This window comes from Hoylesella loescheii DSM 19665 = JCM 12249 = ATCC 15930, assembly GCF_000378085.1.
GTDB lineage: Bacteria > Bacteroidota > Bacteroidia > Bacteroidales > Bacteroidaceae > Prevotella > Prevotella loescheii.
The window spans coordinates 544128-563437 of sequence record NZ_KB899210.1 but is presented as its reverse complement, the minus strand read 5'-3'; the positions used below and the strand labels follow the sequence as shown (position 1 = coordinate 563437).

15 protein-coding genes and 1 tRNA gene are annotated in these 19310 nt (G+C 45.0%); 6 read left to right on the top strand and 10 right to left on the bottom strand.

What is annotated here, in order from left to right:
* Nucleotides 1-466 precede the first annotated feature (466 nt).
* The 5 genes from F453_RS0102205 (at nucleotide 467) to F453_RS0102185 (ending at nucleotide 6458) form a co-directional block, all read left to right on the top strand.
* A complete protein-coding gene (locus F453_RS0102205; RefSeq protein ID WP_018966531.1) occupies nucleotides 467-1207 on the top strand; it encodes a sugar phosphate nucleotidyltransferase in 741 nt (246 codons plus the stop codon).
* Nucleotides 1182-2006 (top strand): ATP-grasp domain-containing protein, encoded by an 825-nt coding sequence (locus F453_RS0102200; protein ID WP_018966530.1) that lies wholly within the window; start codon nucleotides 1182-1184, stop codon nucleotides 2004-2006. The genes F453_RS0102205 and F453_RS0102200 overlap by 26 nt, the downstream gene beginning before the upstream one ends.
* The gene (locus tag F453_RS0102195) at nucleotides 1999-2934 is read left to right on the top strand and encodes a CDP-alcohol phosphatidyltransferase family protein (RefSeq protein WP_018966529.1); all 936 of its coding nucleotides are present in this window, start codon (nucleotides 1999-2001) and stop codon (nucleotides 2932-2934) included. Before F453_RS0102200 ends, F453_RS0102195 begins: the two co-directional genes overlap by 8 nt.
* A 12-nt stretch (nucleotides 2935-2946) precedes the next feature.
* Nucleotides 2947-3702 (top strand): HAD family hydrolase, encoded by a 756-nt coding sequence (locus tag F453_RS0102190; RefSeq protein ID WP_018966528.1) that lies wholly within the window; start codon nucleotides 2947-2949, stop codon nucleotides 3700-3702.
* Nucleotides 3703-3851: 149 nt separating this feature from the next.
* Nucleotides 3852-6458: a DUF5686 family protein gene (locus F453_RS0102185; RefSeq protein WP_026292416.1), complete on the top strand. Its 2607-nt coding sequence runs from the start codon at nucleotides 3852-3854 to the stop codon at nucleotides 6456-6458.
* Nucleotides 6459-6652: 194 nt separating this feature from the next.
* On the opposite strand, the gene F453_RS0102180 is transcribed toward F453_RS0102185, so the two are convergent.
* The 10 genes from F453_RS0102180 to F453_RS0102135 form a co-directional block, all read right to left on the bottom strand.
* A tRNA-Gln gene (locus tag F453_RS0102180) sits at nucleotides 6653-6723 on the bottom strand.
* Between the two features lie 180 nt (nucleotides 6724-6903).
* Nucleotides 6904-7542: a radical SAM protein gene (locus F453_RS0102175; protein WP_025789800.1), complete on the bottom strand. Its 639-nt coding sequence runs from the start codon at nucleotides 7540-7542 to the stop codon at nucleotides 6904-6906.
* A 10-nt stretch (nucleotides 7543-7552) separates the two neighbouring features.
* The gene (locus F453_RS0102170) at nucleotides 7553-9010 is read right to left on the bottom strand and encodes an aminoacyl-histidine dipeptidase (protein WP_018966525.1); all 1458 of its coding nucleotides are present in this window, start codon (nucleotides 9008-9010) and stop codon (nucleotides 7553-7555) included.
* Nucleotides 9011-9052: 42 nt separating this feature from the next.
* Nucleotides 9053-10060 carry a lysylphosphatidylglycerol synthase transmembrane domain-containing protein gene (locus F453_RS0102165; protein WP_018966524.1) on the bottom strand — a complete coding sequence of 336 codons (1008 nt, stop codon included), beginning with the start codon at nucleotides 10058-10060 and terminating at the stop codon, nucleotides 9053-9055.
* 188 nt (nucleotides 10061-10248) lie between these two features.
* Nucleotides 10249-11019 (bottom strand): YaaA family protein, encoded by a 771-nt coding sequence (locus F453_RS0102160; protein ID WP_018966523.1) that lies wholly within the window; start codon nucleotides 11017-11019, stop codon nucleotides 10249-10251.
* Nucleotides 11020-11094: 75 nt separating this feature from the next.
* Complete coding sequence (locus F453_RS0102155) at nucleotides 11095-13107, bottom strand: YgiQ family radical SAM protein (protein WP_018966522.1); 2013 nt, start codon at nucleotides 13105-13107, stop codon at nucleotides 11095-11097.
* Nucleotides 13108-13204: 97 nt separating this feature from the next.
* On the bottom strand, nucleotides 13205-13522 hold the full coding sequence (locus F453_RS0102150; RefSeq protein WP_018966521.1) for a DUF8442 family protein: 318 nt from the start codon (nucleotides 13520-13522) through the stop codon (nucleotides 13205-13207).
* 19 nt (nucleotides 13523-13541) lie between these two features.
* A complete protein-coding gene (locus F453_RS0102145) occupies nucleotides 13542-16166 on the bottom strand; it encodes a golvesin C-terminal-like domain-containing protein (protein ID WP_026292415.1) in 2625 nt (874 codons plus the stop codon).
* 9 nt (nucleotides 16167-16175) lie between these two features.
* Nucleotides 16176-16730 carry a 1-acyl-sn-glycerol-3-phosphate acyltransferase gene (locus F453_RS0102140; RefSeq protein WP_018966519.1) on the bottom strand — a complete coding sequence of 185 codons (555 nt, stop codon included), beginning with the start codon at nucleotides 16728-16730 and terminating at the stop codon, nucleotides 16176-16178.
* Nucleotides 16731-16915: 185 nt separating this feature from the next.
* Nucleotides 16916-17185 carry a hypothetical protein gene (locus F453_RS0102135; RefSeq protein WP_009235628.1) on the bottom strand — a complete coding sequence of 90 codons (270 nt, stop codon included), beginning with the start codon at nucleotides 17183-17185 and terminating at the stop codon, nucleotides 16916-16918.
* Between the two features lie 320 nt (nucleotides 17186-17505).
* On the opposite strand from F453_RS0102135, the gene F453_RS0102130 reads away from it, so the two are divergent.
* Nucleotides 17506-19146: a diphosphate--fructose-6-phosphate 1-phosphotransferase gene (locus F453_RS0102130; RefSeq protein WP_018966518.1), complete on the top strand. Its 1641-nt coding sequence runs from the start codon at nucleotides 17506-17508 to the stop codon at nucleotides 19144-19146.
* Nucleotides 19147-19310 lie beyond the last annotated feature (164 nt).

The window sequence follows — 19310 nt, the reverse complement described above, 5'->3', positions numbered from 1 at the left end:
GATAATCAAAGTACATATAATGCACTGTTAGTTCATTGTAGAAGTAGAGCGAGATACCATTAGACGCAGTTTGCATCACATAAAAACTCCTCATACCCTTTTTGTTCTCCTCTTTTAAGTCTAAGTCCCATCTTATGCATTTAAATTGCTTACCATGGTCATCTGTTCCCAAACCTTAGTCTTTTCCTTTGCTAATTGCACTTCGTCAAACTACATTATACCCTTCTCTATTTGATCTATCTCATCTATGTAATGTTCTCACTTGCATGTTTATATGCGTTTTGCGATTGAAAAGTTTTTGTGTTCGCCAACAATTAGTTATCTTTGTAGTTGGTTCAAACGTAACCGACACAATTCAGACACATGAAGTTAGAGGGGGGAGATTACGTCTTATACTGCATAAGGTTGTGCTTATCGGGGCTTCGTCCGTAAGTTCCCGTCTTCCGTTCTTAAATGTAGAGTATATATGACATATGCAATTATAGCCGCTGGAGAAGGTTCACGCCTTATGCAAGAAGGGGTGCAGCTACCCAAACCATTGGTTTGGGTGGGGGGCGAACACCTTGTAGACAGGCTTATCAGAATATTCATGGCCAACAAAGCCGACGAGATTGTGGTTATTTGTAACGAGCAAATGACTGATGTCGCTACACATTTGAAGGACTTACAGTGTAAGGGGTTGGCTGGAAAACGCATACCTTTGAGAGTGGTTGTTAAAAGCACGGCCAGTTCCATGCATAGCCTTTACGAATTAAGCCCTTATCTTCACACCTCCCCCTTTATTCTAACAACGGTAGACACCATCTTCAATGAAGGCGAATTTGCTAAATTTGTTAGCACGATGAACGAAACATTGGAGTCTGGCGACAATGGAGTGATGGCTGTAACGGGCTTTGTGGACGATGAAAAACCACTATATGTGCAAACCGAAAACCCACCATATATATCAGGCTTTTACGACGAACCGGCACCTAATTGCCAATACATATCGGCAGGCATTTATGGCTTAACCCCTCAATGTCTACCCATTTTGCAGGCTTGTGTTAAGGGTGGAGAAAGCCGAATGCGCAATTTTCAACGCGCATTGATTGCCAACCATCTGAAACTAAGGGCTTACGTGATGGGTAAGGTGTTAGACATCGACCACGCTTCAGATATAAACAAAGCAGAGGAGTTTGTTCATGAGCAGCGTAATTGCCATTTATAGAGACAAGTGTTTTTCGCCTAACTCGGTGGAAGCAGACCGTGCCATCATGGATGCAACGATACATCGATTGGGCAATCACAACGTGATGACGATTGCCGAGCATGAATTAGGCGAGCAACATCGTGCAGACTTGTTTCTTTCCATGGGTCGACTTCCTCGAACTATACAGCTGTTGAAGGCATGCGAACAGCAAGGCCAAGCTTTGGTGATTAACAGCGCTTCAGCGCTCGAATGCTTCTCGCGTCGCAACATCCATCGTTTGATGTCGGATAATGGCATTCCCCTTCCGCCAGACACTGGTGAACACGGCTACTGGGTGAAGCGTGCAGACCTCGCAGCACAAACTAAAGCCGACGTGGTGTTTTGTACTGACAAGGCTACTGTTGAGCAAACCATACGCTATTTCGCCTTGCGCGGAGTAGACGATGTGGTAGTTAGTGCCCATGTAGAGGGCGACCTCATTAAGTTTTATGGTGTTGGCGATAACTTCTTTTGGCATTTCTATCCCACAGATAATGGCCATACCAAATTTGGAGACGAAAAACGCAACGGTGTTGCTCACCATTTCGACTTCAATTTGTCTGAACTTAGGGCTGCAGCAGTGCGACTGGCACAACTAACAAACATCGATGTTTATGGCGGTGACTGCATTGTAGATCACGAAGGTCGCTTTTTCATCATCGACTTTAACGATTGGCCTAGCTTCGCAGCATGTAAAGAGCAGGCTGCCGATGCCATTTCACAGCTCGTTAACGGGCTGCTTGCAACCAATGTAAAAATAAAACAGGAAAATGGATAACAACTTCAAGACCTTGTTTCGCGAGTCGTTAAAGTCAAGCGATACAGAGGAAACCATCGACATATATTTTACACGTCCCATCGGTCTGGTGTTTGCCTTGTTATGGAACAGGCTAGGCATACACCCTAACACCATCACCATCCTCTCTATTTTCTTGGGAGTGGGAGCAGGCTACATGTTTTATTTCCCCAATGTAACCCACAATCTCATGGGTGTGGCCTTGCTCATGTTGGCCAACTTCTGTGATTCTACCGATGGGCAGATGGCCCGCCTTACGGGTAAGAAAACACTTTTGGGGCGCGTACTTGATGGCTTTTCGGGCGACCTTTGGTTTTTCAGCATCTATCTAGCCCTCTGCCTGCGCCTGCAATCAAGCCCTATCCCCTACACCAACATGAAGTGGGGCTTTTGGATTTGGGCCTTAGCTGCAGTGTCGGGTTTGTTGTGCCATTCATCACAGAGTTCTTTGGCCGACTATTATAGACAGATACACCTGCTGTTTTTAAAGGGTAAGAAAGGCAGCGAACTAGATACATACGCCCAGCAGCGTACCATTTACGATGCTCTGCCAAAGCGTGGGCAATGGTTTAAGCGGTTGTTCCATTACAATTATGCCAACTATTGCAAAGGCCAGGAGAAGCGAACACCCAAGTTCCAGGCTTTCTTCGGGCGAGTTAATGCCACATATGGTGATGCAGAAAAGGTGCCAGCCCAACTGCGCGATGAGTTTTTGCGAGGCAGTAGGCCGCTGATGAAGTACACCAATATGCTTAGCTTCAATCTGCGTGCCATCGTTTTATACACCACATGCCTTGCCAATTGCCCATGGGTTTATTTCCTTTTCGAACTCACAGTGCTTAGTGGCATATACATATACATGCACAAGCAACATGAAGATTTGTGCGACAGGTGTTCGAACATGATATAACAGCAATATAATATGCACGAAAATAAGAGAACAACAAGATATACATTCAACACGCTTAATGGCCTCGGCGTAGAAGGAATAATATTCGACTATGGTGCTACGCTTGATACCAATGGCAACCATTGGGGACAAGTGATTTGGCATGCGTACCAAAAGGCGAACGTACCTATTAGCGAAGCAGATTATCGAGCAGCCTATGTTCATGTTGAACGCACGTTGGCAACCAACAGGATAATAATGCCCGATTTTACGTTCGATGCGATGTTAAGTACCAAATTGCAGATGCAGCTGGCGTATCTTCGTGACGTGAAGGCGCTGGATGTACCACAGTTGGAACTCGACATTATGCATGACATCTTGCTGACAGAACTCGCTTCCGACCTGAAAAAGGTTATCGACCACAGCCGTCTTGTGCTAGAAGAGTTACACGAGCATTATCCGTTGGTGCTGGTGAGTAATTTCTATGGTAATATCGAGGCTGTTCTCAACGATTATCTAATGCGCGATCTCTTCAAAAGCGTTATCGAATCGTCGGTTGTAGGTGTGCGAAAACCCGACCCGAAAATATTTGCTCTCGGTGTTGAAGCCTTGAATTTGCCTGCCGAAAAGGTATTGGTGGTGGGTGATAGTTTTGACAAAGACATTGTGCCTGCACACTCGTTGGGTTGCGTAACGGCATGGTTTAAGGGTGAATCTTGGGAAGAAAAGCACCACGACGAAAACTTAGTACGGCTGATAATTAAAGATTTGGAGGACTTGTTGGACTAGGTGGACTTTGCTAGTTGCCTCGAAATGTTGGGGCACAAACCATGTTGGATTACATAATTATTTTTTGTGAGCATCCCCTTTACGAACATATTGCTGTTGTTTACGGCTTTACAAGTGAAGTTCACGATGTTAAACAGTAGACTTAAGAGATGAGTTATAAAATAAACAGACTATTGATGGTGTTTGCATTACTCTTTATGGGCCTAACTATTTCGGCCCAAACACAGGGTATGCTCACAGGTGTGGTTACCGATGCAACCACAGGCGACACCATATATTACCCCAGCGCCAGTTACAAGGGACATGAGATAGCTGTGTCGGGTACGGCCAAGGGGCAATATACCATTGTGCGGAAAGAGGGGCTTGTCCTTACTTTCAGTGCGGTGGGTTATGCACCCGTACGAGTGGTTGTTAAGGCCTCTACGCCTAGCGTTTTAAATATTAAACTTAAATCGGATACCCGGCAGCTAGCAGAAGTTGTGGTAAGGCAGAAACGTGGCAAGTATTCTCGCAAGAACAATCCCGCTGTTGAGCTGATGAAAAGGGTCATTGCGGCAAAGAAACTCACGCAATTGGAAAACCACGATTTCTTTCAATACACCAAGTATCAGAAGATAACATTGGCCATGAACGACATCACGCCAACACAAATTGATAGCGGATTTATAGGCAAAAGGCGATGGATGCTCGACCAGGTGGAGCTTTGTCCATACAACAACAAGCTCATCTTGCCCATATCGGTAGACGAAACTGTTTCCCAACATATATATCGTAAACAGCCCAAGACCGAGCGCGACATTATAAAAGGACAGAACAGTACGGGTATTAACCAGCTAATTCAAACGGGCGATATCATGGACATCATGCTCAAAGACGTGTTTACCGATGTGAACATTTATGATAATGATGTGCGCCTGTTACGACATCACTTCACCAGTCCTATTGGCAATAGTGCCATTAGCTTTTACCGTTATTACATAGAAGATACCGTATATGTGGGTAAAGACTTGTGTTATCACTTGCAATTCACCCCGAACAATGGTCAGGATATTGGTTTTCGTGGCGAATTATATGTCGTGGCCGACTCAACCCTGCATGTTAAGCGATGTAACCTTACGTTGCCTGTACAAAGCGGTGTTAACTTTGTGGAGAATCTACAAGTGAGGCAAGAGTTCACCCAGCTTGAAAATGGCGAGTGGGCCTTGAGCGAAGACGACATGATTGCGGAGATAAGTGTGTATGGTCTGTTGCAGAAAGCCATCGTTATCCGAACTACACGCTTGAACGACTATGCCTTTGACGAACTCCCCACTAAGCTATTTAAGGGAAGTGCACGCGAAAGACGAGAGGCGGATGCCATGATGCGTGATGAAGCTTTTTGGAAAAAGTACCGTGCCGTTGAACTTAGCAAAAGCGAATCGTCAATGTCTCAGTTCGTGCATCGCGTGGAACAGATGAAGGGATTTAAGTATGTCATCTTCGGACTGAAAGCCCTGATTGAGAATTTTGTTGAAACTGGTGGGAAAGATCATCCTAGTAAGGTAGACATAGGCCCTATAAACACGATATTTACACGCAACTTTATCGACGGATTTAGAACGCGTATCAGTGCACAAACCACGGCAAGCCTTAGCAAGCATTGGTTTTTGGCAGGGTATATGGCACGTGGCTGGGGAAGCAAAAAGAACTATTATAGCGGCGAACTTACTTATTCGTTCAATAAGAAAGAATATCTGCCTCGCGAGTTTCCCAAGAGAACGGTGTCGTTTAAGTCTACCTACGATATTATGTCGCCTTCTGATAAGTTCTTGCGTACAGATAAAGATAACGTATTTACGTCTTTAAAGTGGACGAAGGTTGACAAGATGATGTTCTATAACCGTCAACAGTTAACCTTTGAACGTGAAGAAGAGTGGGGCATGAAAACCACTCTAAGCCTTCGAACGGAAGAAAACGAGGCGGTTGGTGCTCTGTTTTTCGAGAAGCTTAGCAATCCTTTTCCGTCCATTATCTACCCAGAAACAGACGTAAGCAAGCTGTTACATAATGGTAAAATGCGCACAACGGAACTACGTTTTGAATTGGAAATAGCGCCTGGACGTACCTTTATCAACACCAAACAAAGGCGTATAGCCATCAATTTGGAAGCACCAGTAATTACCTTGTCGCATTCTATGGGGCTAAATGGTGTGTTGGGCGGACAATATAGGTATAACTTTTCAGAGGTGGGACTATTGAAACGATTCTGGCTGAGAAGCTGGGGAAAGTTTGATGTGCAACTATATGCTGGTGCACAGTGGGATAAAGTACCGTTCCCCTTACTTATCATGCCCGCAGCTAACCTATCGTATATCGTGCAACGAGGAACGTTCAACCTGATAAACAATATGGAATTTCTTAACGATAGATATGCAAGCGTAGACCTCGGATGGGATATGAATGGTAAATTATTCAACCGCATACCGCTGCTTAAAAAGCTAAAATGGCGAGAGTTCATTGGTTTCAAGGGCTTATGGGGATCGCTTACTGATAAGAACAATCCCTTGTTGCTCCAAAATATTGGTGATGAAACGTTGATGTATTTCCCAGAGGGATCGCATGTGATGAACCCTAAACGTCCTTATATGGAACTAATTGTGGGTGTGCACAATATTTTCAAGTTATTCCATGTGCAATATGTGCGTAGGTTAAACTACAATGAGTTGAACACTGCACGTAAGCAAGGCGTGCGACTGATGATGCGCATGAGTTTTTAAGACTATCATCTGGATGATAATGTGGGGTTGTTTGAAAGTATCTACTTTGTTGAACAGCCCCACATCCTTTTATTGGTAAGCAGATGTGTCAATGGAGTACAAGATGGAGTAAAGTAGATTAAGTCTCTTGTAAATCCGTTTATATCTTATACTGGCAAATAAGAAACGCATCTCGAAAGAGATGCGTTGACTTGTTGGGATACTCGGACTCGAACCAAGAATGACAGGACCAGAATCTGTAGTGTTACCATTACACCATATCCCAATGCTTGTTTTGCGCTGCAAAGGTACTACTTTTTTCGCATTTTCCAAGCGATTTATAAACTTTTTTATCTTCGATTTACGCTTGTTTATATAAGCTATTCGGGGCCTGTTACTTGTGAAATGAGAGGAGATGGATAAAAGATAGGTGTTGCTTATTTGAACAACCGAATGTTAGTAGGCCTTATTTCATCTGTTTAGGGATGATGTAATCGAATCGTTCGATGTTGACAAAGCCTATCTTTTTCAGTTCTTCAATACTTCTTTCGGTATCTATAGGTGTGTTGTGGTTAGGTATGCTTGGAACACGCACAAAGATATTCTCCTTGTCAACATGTTCTGTAAGCCATTGCAGGTTGTCTTTTAGCAGACTAATGTCTTTAAGGGTGTATGCTAGGTAAGTATCAGGATTAAGGTCCTTGATGTCTACGATATATGTGTCAACCACGTCTAGCAATCGTCGTAAGTGGTTTTGTGGAACATATAGGCTGGTTTCTACTGTGATATTCCATTTTGGTCCGCAGATGTTTCTGAAAGCTTTGATGAACTTGCTTTGCAGGCATGGCTCTCCACCACCAAAGGTAACGCCTCCCCCTGTTGCAAGAAAATAAAGTTCGTCTTGTTTCAATTCGTCGTATAGCGCTTGTGGTGATATGCGCTTCCACCGTCTACGGGTGTCGTGACACTGATTGTTAAGACAGTACTTACAGTGCAACGGACAGCCAAAGAAACCGACGAGCGTGGTAACGCCATGCCCGTCGGTTGCTATGCGATGCCTGTCAATTCCTATAATGGGAACTCTAGCGTCGTTGGTTCTATTCACCTTTAATGGATTATTTTTGTGGAACTTCTTCCAAAACCTTCTTCAATAAGTCCCAGAAGGGTGCTACCGTTTCGTGTAGACAGCGTTCGCTGGTGCTATGGGGTGAACGGATGGTTGGACCAAGGGAAACAACATCCATGTGCGGATACTTATTGAGGATGATCGAACACTCCAATCCAGCATGGTCTACTTTAACGATGGCATCTTCGTTGAAGAGTTGCTTGTGCAGGCGTTGCAGCAGATTAAGAATTTCACTGTCGGTATTTGGATCCCAACCGGGGTAATCTGCACTTAGTTTTACGTCAAATCCGCCTAACGTAAGCGTACCTTTCAGCGTGTCGCAGATGTACTCTTTCATCGATTCGCTTGAGCTTCTGGCAAGGATAAGGAATTTTACTTTCCCGTTTTCGATCTCAATGATGGCCAAGTTAGACGATGTTTCAACAACTGTGGGTATGGCGGGAATCATGCGTAAAACTCCGTTGTGGCATCCGAAAAGCGCCTTCATCACGGTTTCCCTATCGGTAGCGTCCATCTGCTTCTCTGGTAGAGGAGCCTTTTCAGCAAATAGTTCTACCTTATCTTCAACGAAACGATATTCTGTTTCGAACAAAGTCTTCATCTCGTTGACAATTGTACAGGCCTTATCTTCGTTATTTGCAGGGAGCGTAACAATGGTTTCGGCCTTGTAAGGAATGGCATTACGCATGTTGCCACCATGCCAAGTGGCCAATTCGGCTTCGCATTCGGCAATCAACTTTGCCACAACACGTCCCATCAACTTATTGGCATTGGCTCTACCTTCATGTATTTCCAATCCCGAGTGACCACCTTTCAAACCTTTGATGGTTATTTTCAGCGCAACTCTAGCTTTGTCTACAAGAGCTTCTTTGTAGTCACGGGTAGCCGTAACATCAACTCCGCCAGCACTGCCAACAACGAAGCACCCCCACGTTTCGGAGTCGAGGTTGAGCAGAATATCGCCTTGAAGCTCGTTTGTAGGTAGATCGTTTGCGCCATACATACCCGTTTCTTCATCAGCTGTGATAAGTCCTTCAACGGGGCCGTGTTTCAAACTCTTGTCTTCCATTACGGCCATGATGGCAGCAACGCCAATTCCGTTATCGGCGCCAAGTGTTGTATTCTTAGCCCTAACCCATTCGTTGTCAATCCAAGTCTCAATTGGATCGGTTTCGAAGTTATGTGTGCTGTCGGGTGATTTTTGTGGAACCATGTCCATGTGTGCTTGTAGGGTTACAGTTTTACGGTTCTCCATACCAGGCGATGCCGCCTTTCGCATCACAACATTGTTGCCTTCATCAACGAATGCCTCTACACCCACTTCCTTGGCAAAGTTCAATAGAAAAGCTTTAACCTGTTCCAAATGTCCCGAAGGGCGTGGAACTTGGGTAAGGTTGTAGAAGTTACGCCAAATACTTTCAGGCTTTAAATTTTTGATTTCACTCATAACACAGTTGTTTAAAAGTTAGTAAAATATATTAGGATTTGGTTATTCAGCTATTGTTGTCTGATCTCTTTTGTGCGAGAAAGCCAATGCCATCCATCCGTAAACACCCAGGAGGACAACCAAAAGTGTTTGAACGGAATGGACAATTAGCACAAAGTTGAGCGCAGCCGTACTTTCTACAGCATATAATATGAGCATTGTTTTCACCGCAAAATGCCACGGACCAGCCCCATTGGGTGTTGGAACCACAACCGCCATACTGCCAACCACAAACGTTACCATTGCGCAAGCCATTCCTAAGCCAGCTGTTGCTTCGAAACAGAAGAAGGTAAGGTAGTAGTGGAGGAAGTAACTGCCCCATATTGCCAATGTGAAAATAGCGAAAAGCCACTTGTTACGTACTCTCCTTATCGAATTAACACCTTGCCAAATGCCCTTTACCGTTTCTTTCACCTTATTATATATGGCCATCCTTTTTAGCAATAAGTGTAGCAATACAACAACTGCGACTGCACAAATGGCTGTGACGATGTATCCTGTGGTTGAGAATTGGCTGACAATGGCATTGAGGCTGGTGCCTGTTTTGGTGAAAAAACTGTCGAAGATACTTACTTGCGCCAGTAGGGTTATGGCTGCTATGAGCAGAACCAACAACGAATCAATGGCTCGTTCGGTAACAACGGTTCCCAATGCTTTTGCAAAGTCGGTTTTGTCATATCGTCTAAGCACTGCGCAACGAGCAAATTCGCCTATTCGAGGGATAACCAGACTTACGGCATAAGAAACAAAAATAGCATGAATGGCTGTAGCTGCTCTTGGCCTTTCGCCCATGGGATCCAGTGTCTGACGCCATCTCCATCCTCTAAAAACTTGCGCCATGATACCGAAAGGGAAAGAAAGTAGCATCCACGTCCAATTCATTTCGTGGAGCATAACGTGCTCTACCTGCTTGAAATCAAAGCCACGATACATCCAATACAATATCGCTCCACCGAGGAAGAGCGACAAGGCAACTTTGAATGTGTCGTTTATGATACGTTTGATTTTCAATTTTTCTTGTATTTATACTCTGCAAAAATAATGCAAATCGTTGAAAGCGCAAAACGAAATGAGGCGTTTTTGTAGGCTCTATGTCGTTAAAATGCTTTTTATCCCACTTTTGTCGCTAGCTGAGAACCTGTGTCTGATTTATGGCAAGCCACAAGATATATTTCAAAAGCTAATCGAATGGCTACTGTTTAAGGTGCTCCGAGAATGAAAAGGGGTGTTTTGCCATTGTCTATCCACTCTGCAAACTTAAAGCCTTCGTATTCGAAAGCGAGCAAATCGTCGATGTTCGCAATTTTGTTTGTGATGATATAGTTGGCCATTGCCCCACGGCACATTTTCGTATACACCACAATCGTTTTCCTACCACGAGCATTTTCAACCATGAATTGGGGCTCGAAGATTTTAACTTTCTTCTTCACCTCGCTCCAATCGAAGAGCGACTTCATCTCTTCGCTTGCAAGGTAGGCGAGCATACCATTATCGTCGTTGATTGATTGGATGAAAAGCTGGGTAAGGCGAGACTTCCAATAGTCGAACAGTCGTATGTCATCGTGGTTTTGTAAACGAACATAACCTTCCAAACGATGTGGCTTTATGGCATCAAGAGGACGCAATAGACCATAGAGAAAAGAAGTTATCCAAAGGTGTTGATTGGCAAAATGAATGTCTTCTTGGCTGAACGCACTGGCTTTAAGATGCTTATAGGCCATACCGGTGAATGCCAAAGCGGCGTGAGATATATCGCCTGCTTGAAGGAAATGTTGGTATCTGAGCCAGTTCTGATTGGCTAGCTTACTATTAATTTTAAGCGTTTCCTCCAGCTCTTCTGTTGAGAAGTTCATCATTTCGGTGGCTATTTCTTTAGCCTCTGCGATGAAGCGTGGTTCGTTGGCACGCTCGTTAGGGTATGTTATTGGTTTGGACGCCATGTCTTTGGCGCATGAAAGAAGTATTTGCATGCTTTAAAGTGGGTTGTATGTATTACTTTTAGATGAGCATAAAAAGGCTTATCGCGTCTCAAACGCTGCCGTGGCTCATCTTCTTTTATCTTTGGAACGGTGTGGTTTTCCGTTCTGGAAGTTTGGGTTGAACGATTTCCTTTCGCTTGTTTTGGGCGAAGGTTTAGCATCGTATGCCTTATCCGAACGTTTATTTTTATGCTCACGAAGAGCTTTATCGTCACTTTCTGCCTTGGTTGAGCCTTGTTGTCGACTCCAATCGCTAGGCAAATATAGTTCGTTTATCAGTTCAGGGCGACCTATTTTCTTGAGTTCGCGCTCGATGTTTTGCCTTTCTTCCTTCTTATACCAAAAGAAGAACAGTCTTTGGTTATTCTTGTCTTTAGGCGTTTTGGCACTGAAAACAGGTTCAAGTGTATAGGGGTCGTAGCCCGTATACCATGCTTCGGTGCTCACGGTCATGGGCGTTGGGGTAAAGTCTTGTATCTGTTCGAGGTGGAAATTAAGTCTTTTGGTACGCACGGCTAAGTCTGCCATGTCTTCTTCCTTACACGCCGGGTGGCTACTCATGAAGTAAGGAATGATTTGTTGCCTAAGATTTTCCTCTTTATTAATCTTGTCAAAGATGCGCTTAAACTCCTCAAACTGTTTAAAACTGGGTTTTCTCATGCTGCGCAGCACCTCGTCGCTGGTGTGTTCTGGTGCTACCTTGAGCCGTCCACTCACGTGATGGCGTATCAATTCCTTAGTATACTCCATCGCGGCATCGTTCACTTTCTTGTCTTTACTTTTGTGGAGCAACAAGTCATAACGTACACCGCTGCCAATAAAACTCTTCTTTATCTCTGGTAAAGCATCTACAGCCCGATATATTTCAATAAGTTTCGAGTGGTCGGTGCTGAGGTTTGGGCAGATGTCGGGATTGATACACGACGGTCGTTTGCATACTTCGCATGCCTTTTTATTACGTCCTGCCATGCCATACATATTGGCTGAAGGGCCGCCGAGATCTGAAAGATATCCCTTGAAGTCGGGCATTTGTGCCACTTTCTTCACCTCATTTAGTATGCTTTCTTTCGAACGGCATACCACGAACTTGCCTTGGTGGGCCGAAATGGTGCAGAACGAGCAACCGCCGAAACATCCTTGGTGCATATTTACCGAGAATTTGATCATCTCGTAGGCTGGTATGCGCTTGTTTTTGTATTTTGGATGAGGCAAGCGAGTATAAGGCAGGTCGAAGGTTGCATCCAATTCTTGGGTCGTTAGCGTAGGGTAGGGTGGGTTAACCACGGCATACATGCCATCTACTTCTTGCAAAAGACGTTGCGCATGCACCTTGTTGGCCTCTTCTTCAATATGCTTGAAGTTCTCGGCTTGCTTGCGTTTGTCTTTCAGGCAAGCCTCGTGACTGTTCAATATGATGTCTTTGTCGGTTATTCCGCCAGGAACGCCATTCTTGTCAACCAAGAAAACTGTTTGCGGTATATGGTGAATGGTGCTGATATGTTGCCCATTCTCAAGGCAAGCACATAACTCCAAGATCGATTTTTCGCCCATTCCATAAAGTATGATATCAGCTTTCGAGTCGCATAGAATGCACTTTCTCACTCTGTCTTGCCAATAGTCGTAGTGCGTAAGTCGGCGCATCGAGGCCTCAATACCACCTAAAACCACTGGTACATCGGGGTAAAGCTCTTTCAGAATTTGTGTATACACAACTGTAGGATAGTCTGGACGGCAGTCGTGTCGACCGTCTGGGCTATACGCATCTTCTGAACGAAGTCGTTTGTTGGCCGTGTATTTGTTTACCATCGAATCCATACAGCCAGGCGAAACACCGAAGAAGAGACGTGGAACGCCCAACTTCTTGAAGTCGCGATAGTCGCCATGCCAGTCGGGTTGAGGTACAATAGCTACCTTATATCCAGCAGCTTCAAGGCAACGGCCAATAACGGCCACGCCAAAAGAGGGGTGGTCGACATACGCGTCACCCGAAAAAAGGATAATATCTAGTTGCTCCCACCCCCTTAGTTCGCATTCTTTTTTCGTGGTGGGTAAGAAATCTGTTAACCTATAATCGTTCAATGGGGTTCTTTATCTGTTGACAAGTTAACGGATTGGCGAGCTGACAAATCCGTGATCCTTGCTTTTGCATGAGAATTTACTTAACGAAAACCGTACTTTATTCTGATACTGAAGCCTTGTTCCTGTTGGTCTTCCAATCAATATAAAGCAATACAAGCTGATGCAGACCGAAAGCTTTCATGTTGTTATTGTAGATAACGTCGAGACAGAGGTCGAGTAGAGCTTTGTCTTTACCCGTCTCCGACTCCAATAACGACCTGACATTATACTTCAGTTTGTCTAACACCTCCTCGTCTATGATACCATTGCTGTCGACAAGATTCTTGAGTAAGGCGTATTTGTCAATTGTTTCCAGATGCAGGTCACTTACGTCTATGGTTCGCGTACCTGAATTGTTGGCTTGAATTTTATGCATGACTATGTTGTTTTAATTATTATTTCATCATCATATCGATGGCTTCGGCCATGATCCGCCGACGGTCTTCACTGTCCTTGATACACTCTATGGGAAAACCGAAGATATGACTTCGGCGGTTACCTGCCACGTAAGCTACCGATGCCGACCACCAACCCGTATACCGATAACCTGTTGTGGCACCGTCTAAGGGTGTTAACACGTCTACCTTTGTGGGTGCGTAGTGTATGGCGTTAGGCGATTTGTAAAGCAATGCCACAACGCTATCTCGTGCAATAGAATCTGTATCGCTCGCCAATGGCCTAATGGCAGCAAGCAGTGTGTCTGTTTTCACCGCACCATTAAACGAGGCTTTGAAAACATCCGACAAGAAAACTTGATCCAACGAGTCCCTCATGTCGGTGCCAACGTATGCTCCGCTCACAATCAATCGACCGTTATTGCGAGCATATTCGCGTATAAGCTTTTGCCCGAGGGGTGTGAATGTCTTATAGTTTACAAGCGAATGCCCATCGTTTCGTTGCAAGCCGAGTGCGATGTCTATGCATTGGTAGCGCGAAAGGTTGCACAATCCCTTCTCAACAGCTTTCATCGATGTCGATACCACATTGTATTTTCTCGTTGCAGCTATATCTTCAACATGTGTTTGCACTGTATTTTGGTTATTGCCTGCAACTAATTGTCCTTGCATACTTGAGTCGCTGTAACCCAATCCCTGCCATCCGTCAACGCCGGCAGCCCATTTGTTGAAGTTCTGTTGGTATCCAATCCATGCCGCTTGTGTACCCAAACTCACCCCGAGGTCTTCGTTTAGATCGAAGCCTTGTAGCTGTTGCGTTTCAATTACGGCTGGCGAGGAGAGCCTGTCAAAGCCATCTAACACCAAAATGGTGCTGGTAGCCTCTGGTTGGTAATATGCCGAGAGGGTTTCGGTCGTGAAACTCTCTCCCCCTTCATTTACTGCCGCAACCTTAAAGCGGTATGTGGAGTGGGGATGTAAAGAGAGTTCAATCTCGTTTTGTTTAACCAATTGTCCGTTATCAAATCCAGCCGAATCAACAGCTGTATATAAAATGTAACCCGTAGGCTTAGCCGTTGGCTCCAGCTCGTCATTCGTTTCGCGCCATCCTAGCTTTATCTGGCCGTTATAAAGGTAGTTGATATGGAAGTAGGAAGGGGCTAACGGAGTAACGGTCGCAGTTGTTCCATGTTGGTTACACATAAAGCGGAGGATGCTTTTGTACACGGCACGAGCCAATGCGAATTTAAAGTTGGGGTCGTGACCTAGTCGCATGTCAGGGAAATTCTGGTGCGATAGTGTCTCTAATATCGCCGAAGGGATTTCGGGCATACGTGTTTCCGAATAGTTCTTATCGATAAGCTCGCGCACTTCCCATCGTCCAAATTTGCGGTTTAGGTCATGATGGATTGTTTCTAACATGCTTTCGGCGAAGCTTACAGAAAGGTTTCGCGTTACGCCAGTGGCCAATCGCCCATCGTTGAAGTACGAAGTGCAGATGGCTAACGAGCCAACGATGTTTTTGCTGCGCCTGTCTGCTCCTGCATCGCTGTGTATTCCCAAGCATAACTCAATAGGAATACCCAACCCCGACTTTGTAGGTAAAAACGCAGAACCACCTGCCCACCAGTTGGAAATTAGTGCGCGAGCGTTCACGTCATCGCCATAGTCGTCGCGTCCTTCCTTTGAGCTGTACACCTCTTGTGGTGCACCATACCATTGGGCGGCGTATCTAGCCCCCTCTAAAGCCCTAGGCATACCGCTAACACTCTCTCCACGACGGATATTTCCCATGCCCCCACCAAAGCGGACAGCATCGGCCGTCACCACACCATCCTTTGAGCAGACGTTGTTCAGCACCACGCAGTTGTTTTTCGAACATCCTTCACCAAAGTCGAATGTACCAAAATACACCCAAGTTCCGCCTCCCATGCGTTGGTTTACGCTGAAAGTTGTAGCCTGTCCCTTATGATATACGGTGTATTGCGCATTATCCGTACTTTCGGGTAGTGTTTGGTAACAAACATAAACGGCTTTTTTACCCTTGTTCTTAATCTGTGGAATAAAGGCAATTTCGCTTCGTTTGTTTTCTTGCTTCACGGTTCGTGCCATTCGTGCCGTACCCATTTTGAACGGATTTTCACCATCGACGTAAGTGGCTCTCGGGTTGGCAAAGCCACTTGAGGAAGTGTTACGCCAATGATGCAGTCCGTTTTTCTCCTTATATAGGTGGCTATTCTTGGCATCGTTATCCACCACCACCTCTTCTGTTTGTAAGTCGCGCTCCCTTGGCGACAATACTATTGCTCCCGACTTTTCAAGCATGGGGATGAGGTAAGGCAACACAATCGTGGGTGTAAAGAGATCTTCGTTGGTACAAAAGAGTGGCGGACGCTGCCATTGCCACGAGTTGCGTTTGGCTTCGTAGTACAAACCATGACTGGCCCAAACTGATAAATGCCTGCCTGCAAGCCCTGCCGTTATGCGGTAGGGCTTAGAGACATTGGTTGTTAAGGGCTGTCCTTGGTAGTCAAGGTCGGCCAAAATGGCATTAGGTTGTGCCCAAGTCATGTTTGCAAAGCATGTGCCTGCCAGCAGGTTGCACCACAAAAGAAGTTTATTCATCTTACTGTGTTACACGTCACCAGTGGTGAACAGTTCAGGGTTTTTGCCTTTAAAGTTTTTGAAATACAATTTTATCTCCTTCATGTCACCCTCTACATCGCCTGTGGGCTCAATCATACGGGTGCACTCTATCAACTTGCGTTCGTAGTCAACGCCATAGAGTAAGATGGGGATGCCTGCCTTTTGGGCGATGAAGTAGAACCCTAACTTCCAATCAGGATTGAGCGAACGTGTTCCCTCGGGTGTGATACAAAGGCTAAACTTATCGGCTTTTCTTGCAACTTCAGCCAATTGGTCGGTCATACTTGTTTTTTTATCGCGCCACACAGGTATTCCTCCTAGTCTCCGCCAAATAGGACCGAGAGGCCAAAAGAACCATTCCCTTTTCATAAGAAAGCCACTGGGCATATTCTCTGCCTTGGCGAAAAGTTGGCCAATAAGGAAATCCATATTGCTTGTGTGAGGTGCCAAACATATGATATATTTCTTTGGATGAGCTACCGTGATGTTGGTTTTCCATCCCATACGTCGGTATAATAACCACGCACTGATTTTCTTTAACATTATTCGTTATTGCTAGCTGTAAATGCTTACTTCGTTTTTTGGTGTTCCGAACTGCCGCCACGGCAGTCGTAAACCATTTCTGCGAGACTTCGTTCTCTCGAACGTTCAGTCCATAGCAGTTTTTCCTTTCTTGTTCGTAACTCCTTTTTTCGGTCGCAGCTTTCGTTTGCAGACCTTTTGTCATCTTACTGCAGGTGGGCTATATGGTCAATAACCTCCGATACGGTATTGTTGAAATCTTTTATTAATTGTTTGTAGAACACCTTTGCGGGCATGCCTGGTTCAGGATGCGAAATCCTTCTTACGAAGTCGTTCTGTATGGTGATAATAGATGTCAACAACGCGTTGATGTTGTCTTTGTTAGCATTTTCAGAGTATAGCGAAGCTGCCACGCACTCCGCAAACAGTTCGGAACAAATATAGTTCACGTTTTTTTTCAGTTGTCTTTTGTTCATATTGCATTAAATTTTAAGGGGTATCCCGCCCCGTTAAACATAATGATTGTTTTGGTTGAATGCTATATTTACCATCAACCAACTTCCAAAGATAAGAAAAAATATGATACTAAACGCTATTTGAGCAAAAAAATGTGACTTAATTTTCATTTGTTGCGTTTTTCTGATTGAGTGTGCAACAAATTTGGTACTTTTGCACTTGAAGAATAAGTTGGGCTTGTTACGTGCACGTGAAGTTGTTGGGGCTTGTCGGCTTGTTCTGGTTTGTGGATTGTTAATTCATTTATAATTTATCATATTTAAGTAATTCAAATAAGAGAATGGAAAAAAGTGCATTGCAGAAAGCGAGAGCTTCCTACCAGCCCAAATTACCAAAGGCACTTCAAGGTGCAGTTAAAGTGAGCGAAGGTGCTCATACACAGAGCGTAGACAATCAGGATGAAATAAAGAAATTGTTCCCCAACACATACGGAATGCCCTTGGTTGAGTTCGTACAAGGCGATGAAATGCCTTCGAAAGAAATCAATGTAGGCATCATACTTAGCGGCGGACAGGCACCAGGCGGTCATAATGTGATTTCTGGCTTGTTCGACGAAGTGAAACGCCTTAACCCCAACAACCGTCTTTATGGTTTCCTTATGGGACCTGGTGGACTTGTTGACCACGATTACATAGAGATAACTGCCGACTTCGTTGAAGAGTACCGTAACACCGGTGGCTTTGACATGATTGGTAGCGGACGTACTAAACTTGAAACAACTGAGCAATTTGAGAATGGCTTGGAGATTATTCGCGAGCTCAATATCAAGGCTATCGTTATTATCGGTGGTGATGATTCGAACACCAACGCATGCGTTTTGGCCGAATATTATGCAGCCAAGAACTATGGCGTACAGGTTATCGGTTGCCCCAAGACCATCGATGGTGACTTGAAGAATGAGCAAATCGAGACCTCTTTCGGTTTCGATACCGCTACTAAGACGTATAGTGAACTTATCGGCAATATCGAACGCGACTGTAATTCGGCACGTAAATATTGGCATTTTGTAAAACTGATGGGCCGTTCGGCATCGCATATCGCCCTAGAATGTGCTTTGCAGACGCAGCCTAATATCTGTATCATTTCCGAAGAGGTTGAAGCCAAGGACCTCACGCTTAACGACATCATCGAAGAAATTGCCTCGGCCGTGGCCCATCGTGCTGCTAATGGACAGAACTTTGGTGTCGTGCTCATCCCCGAAGGCCTTATCGAGTTTGTGCCTGCTATTGGTCGACTCATCCAAGAGCTGAACGACCTGCTAGCTGCACATGGTGCCGACTACAAGGACCTTGATAAAGACGCACAACGCGCTTACATCATGGCACACCTCTCGCCTGAAAACAAGGCTACATTCGAAACTCTTCCCGATAGTGTTGCACGTCAATTGTCGCTCGATCGCGACCCGCACGGTAACGTTCAGGTATCACTCATCGAAACCGAGAAGCTTATTTCTGAAATGGTAGATGCCAAATTGGCCGCTTGGACTAAGGAAGGCAAGTTCATTGGCAAGTTTGCCGCTTTGCACCACTTCTTTGGTTACGAAGGCCGTTGTGCTGCACCGTCTAACTTCGACGCCGATTACTGCTACGCTTTGGGTACAAGTGCAGCCTTGCTTATTGCCAGTGGCAAAACGGGTTACATGGCTATCGTGAAGAATACTACGGCTAATACCGACAACTGGAAGGCTGGCGGTGTGCCCATCACGATGATGATGAACATGGAAAGGCGTAACGGCGAGATGAAACCTGTTATCCGTAAGGCTCTGGTTGAACTCGATGGCAAGCCTTTCAAGGCGTTTGCTGCTCAGCGTGAAGAGTGGGCTAAGAACACTTGCTACATCTATCCTGGTCCCATTCAGTACTGGGGACCGAGCGAGGTGTGCGACCTTCCTACACGTACATTGGCTCTCGAGCAAGAGTAATATCGTATAATGAGGGCGAGAACCCATGTCCTAATGAGGTGGGTTCTTGCTCTTTTTCCACTAATCCCATCAAGTAATGCCCCTAGTAAAAGGCTAAGTAGGGGTTAAATCTTCAATCCCATTCTGGCGCTACTGTGTTCTCATACAGCCTCAAGGCGGTATAA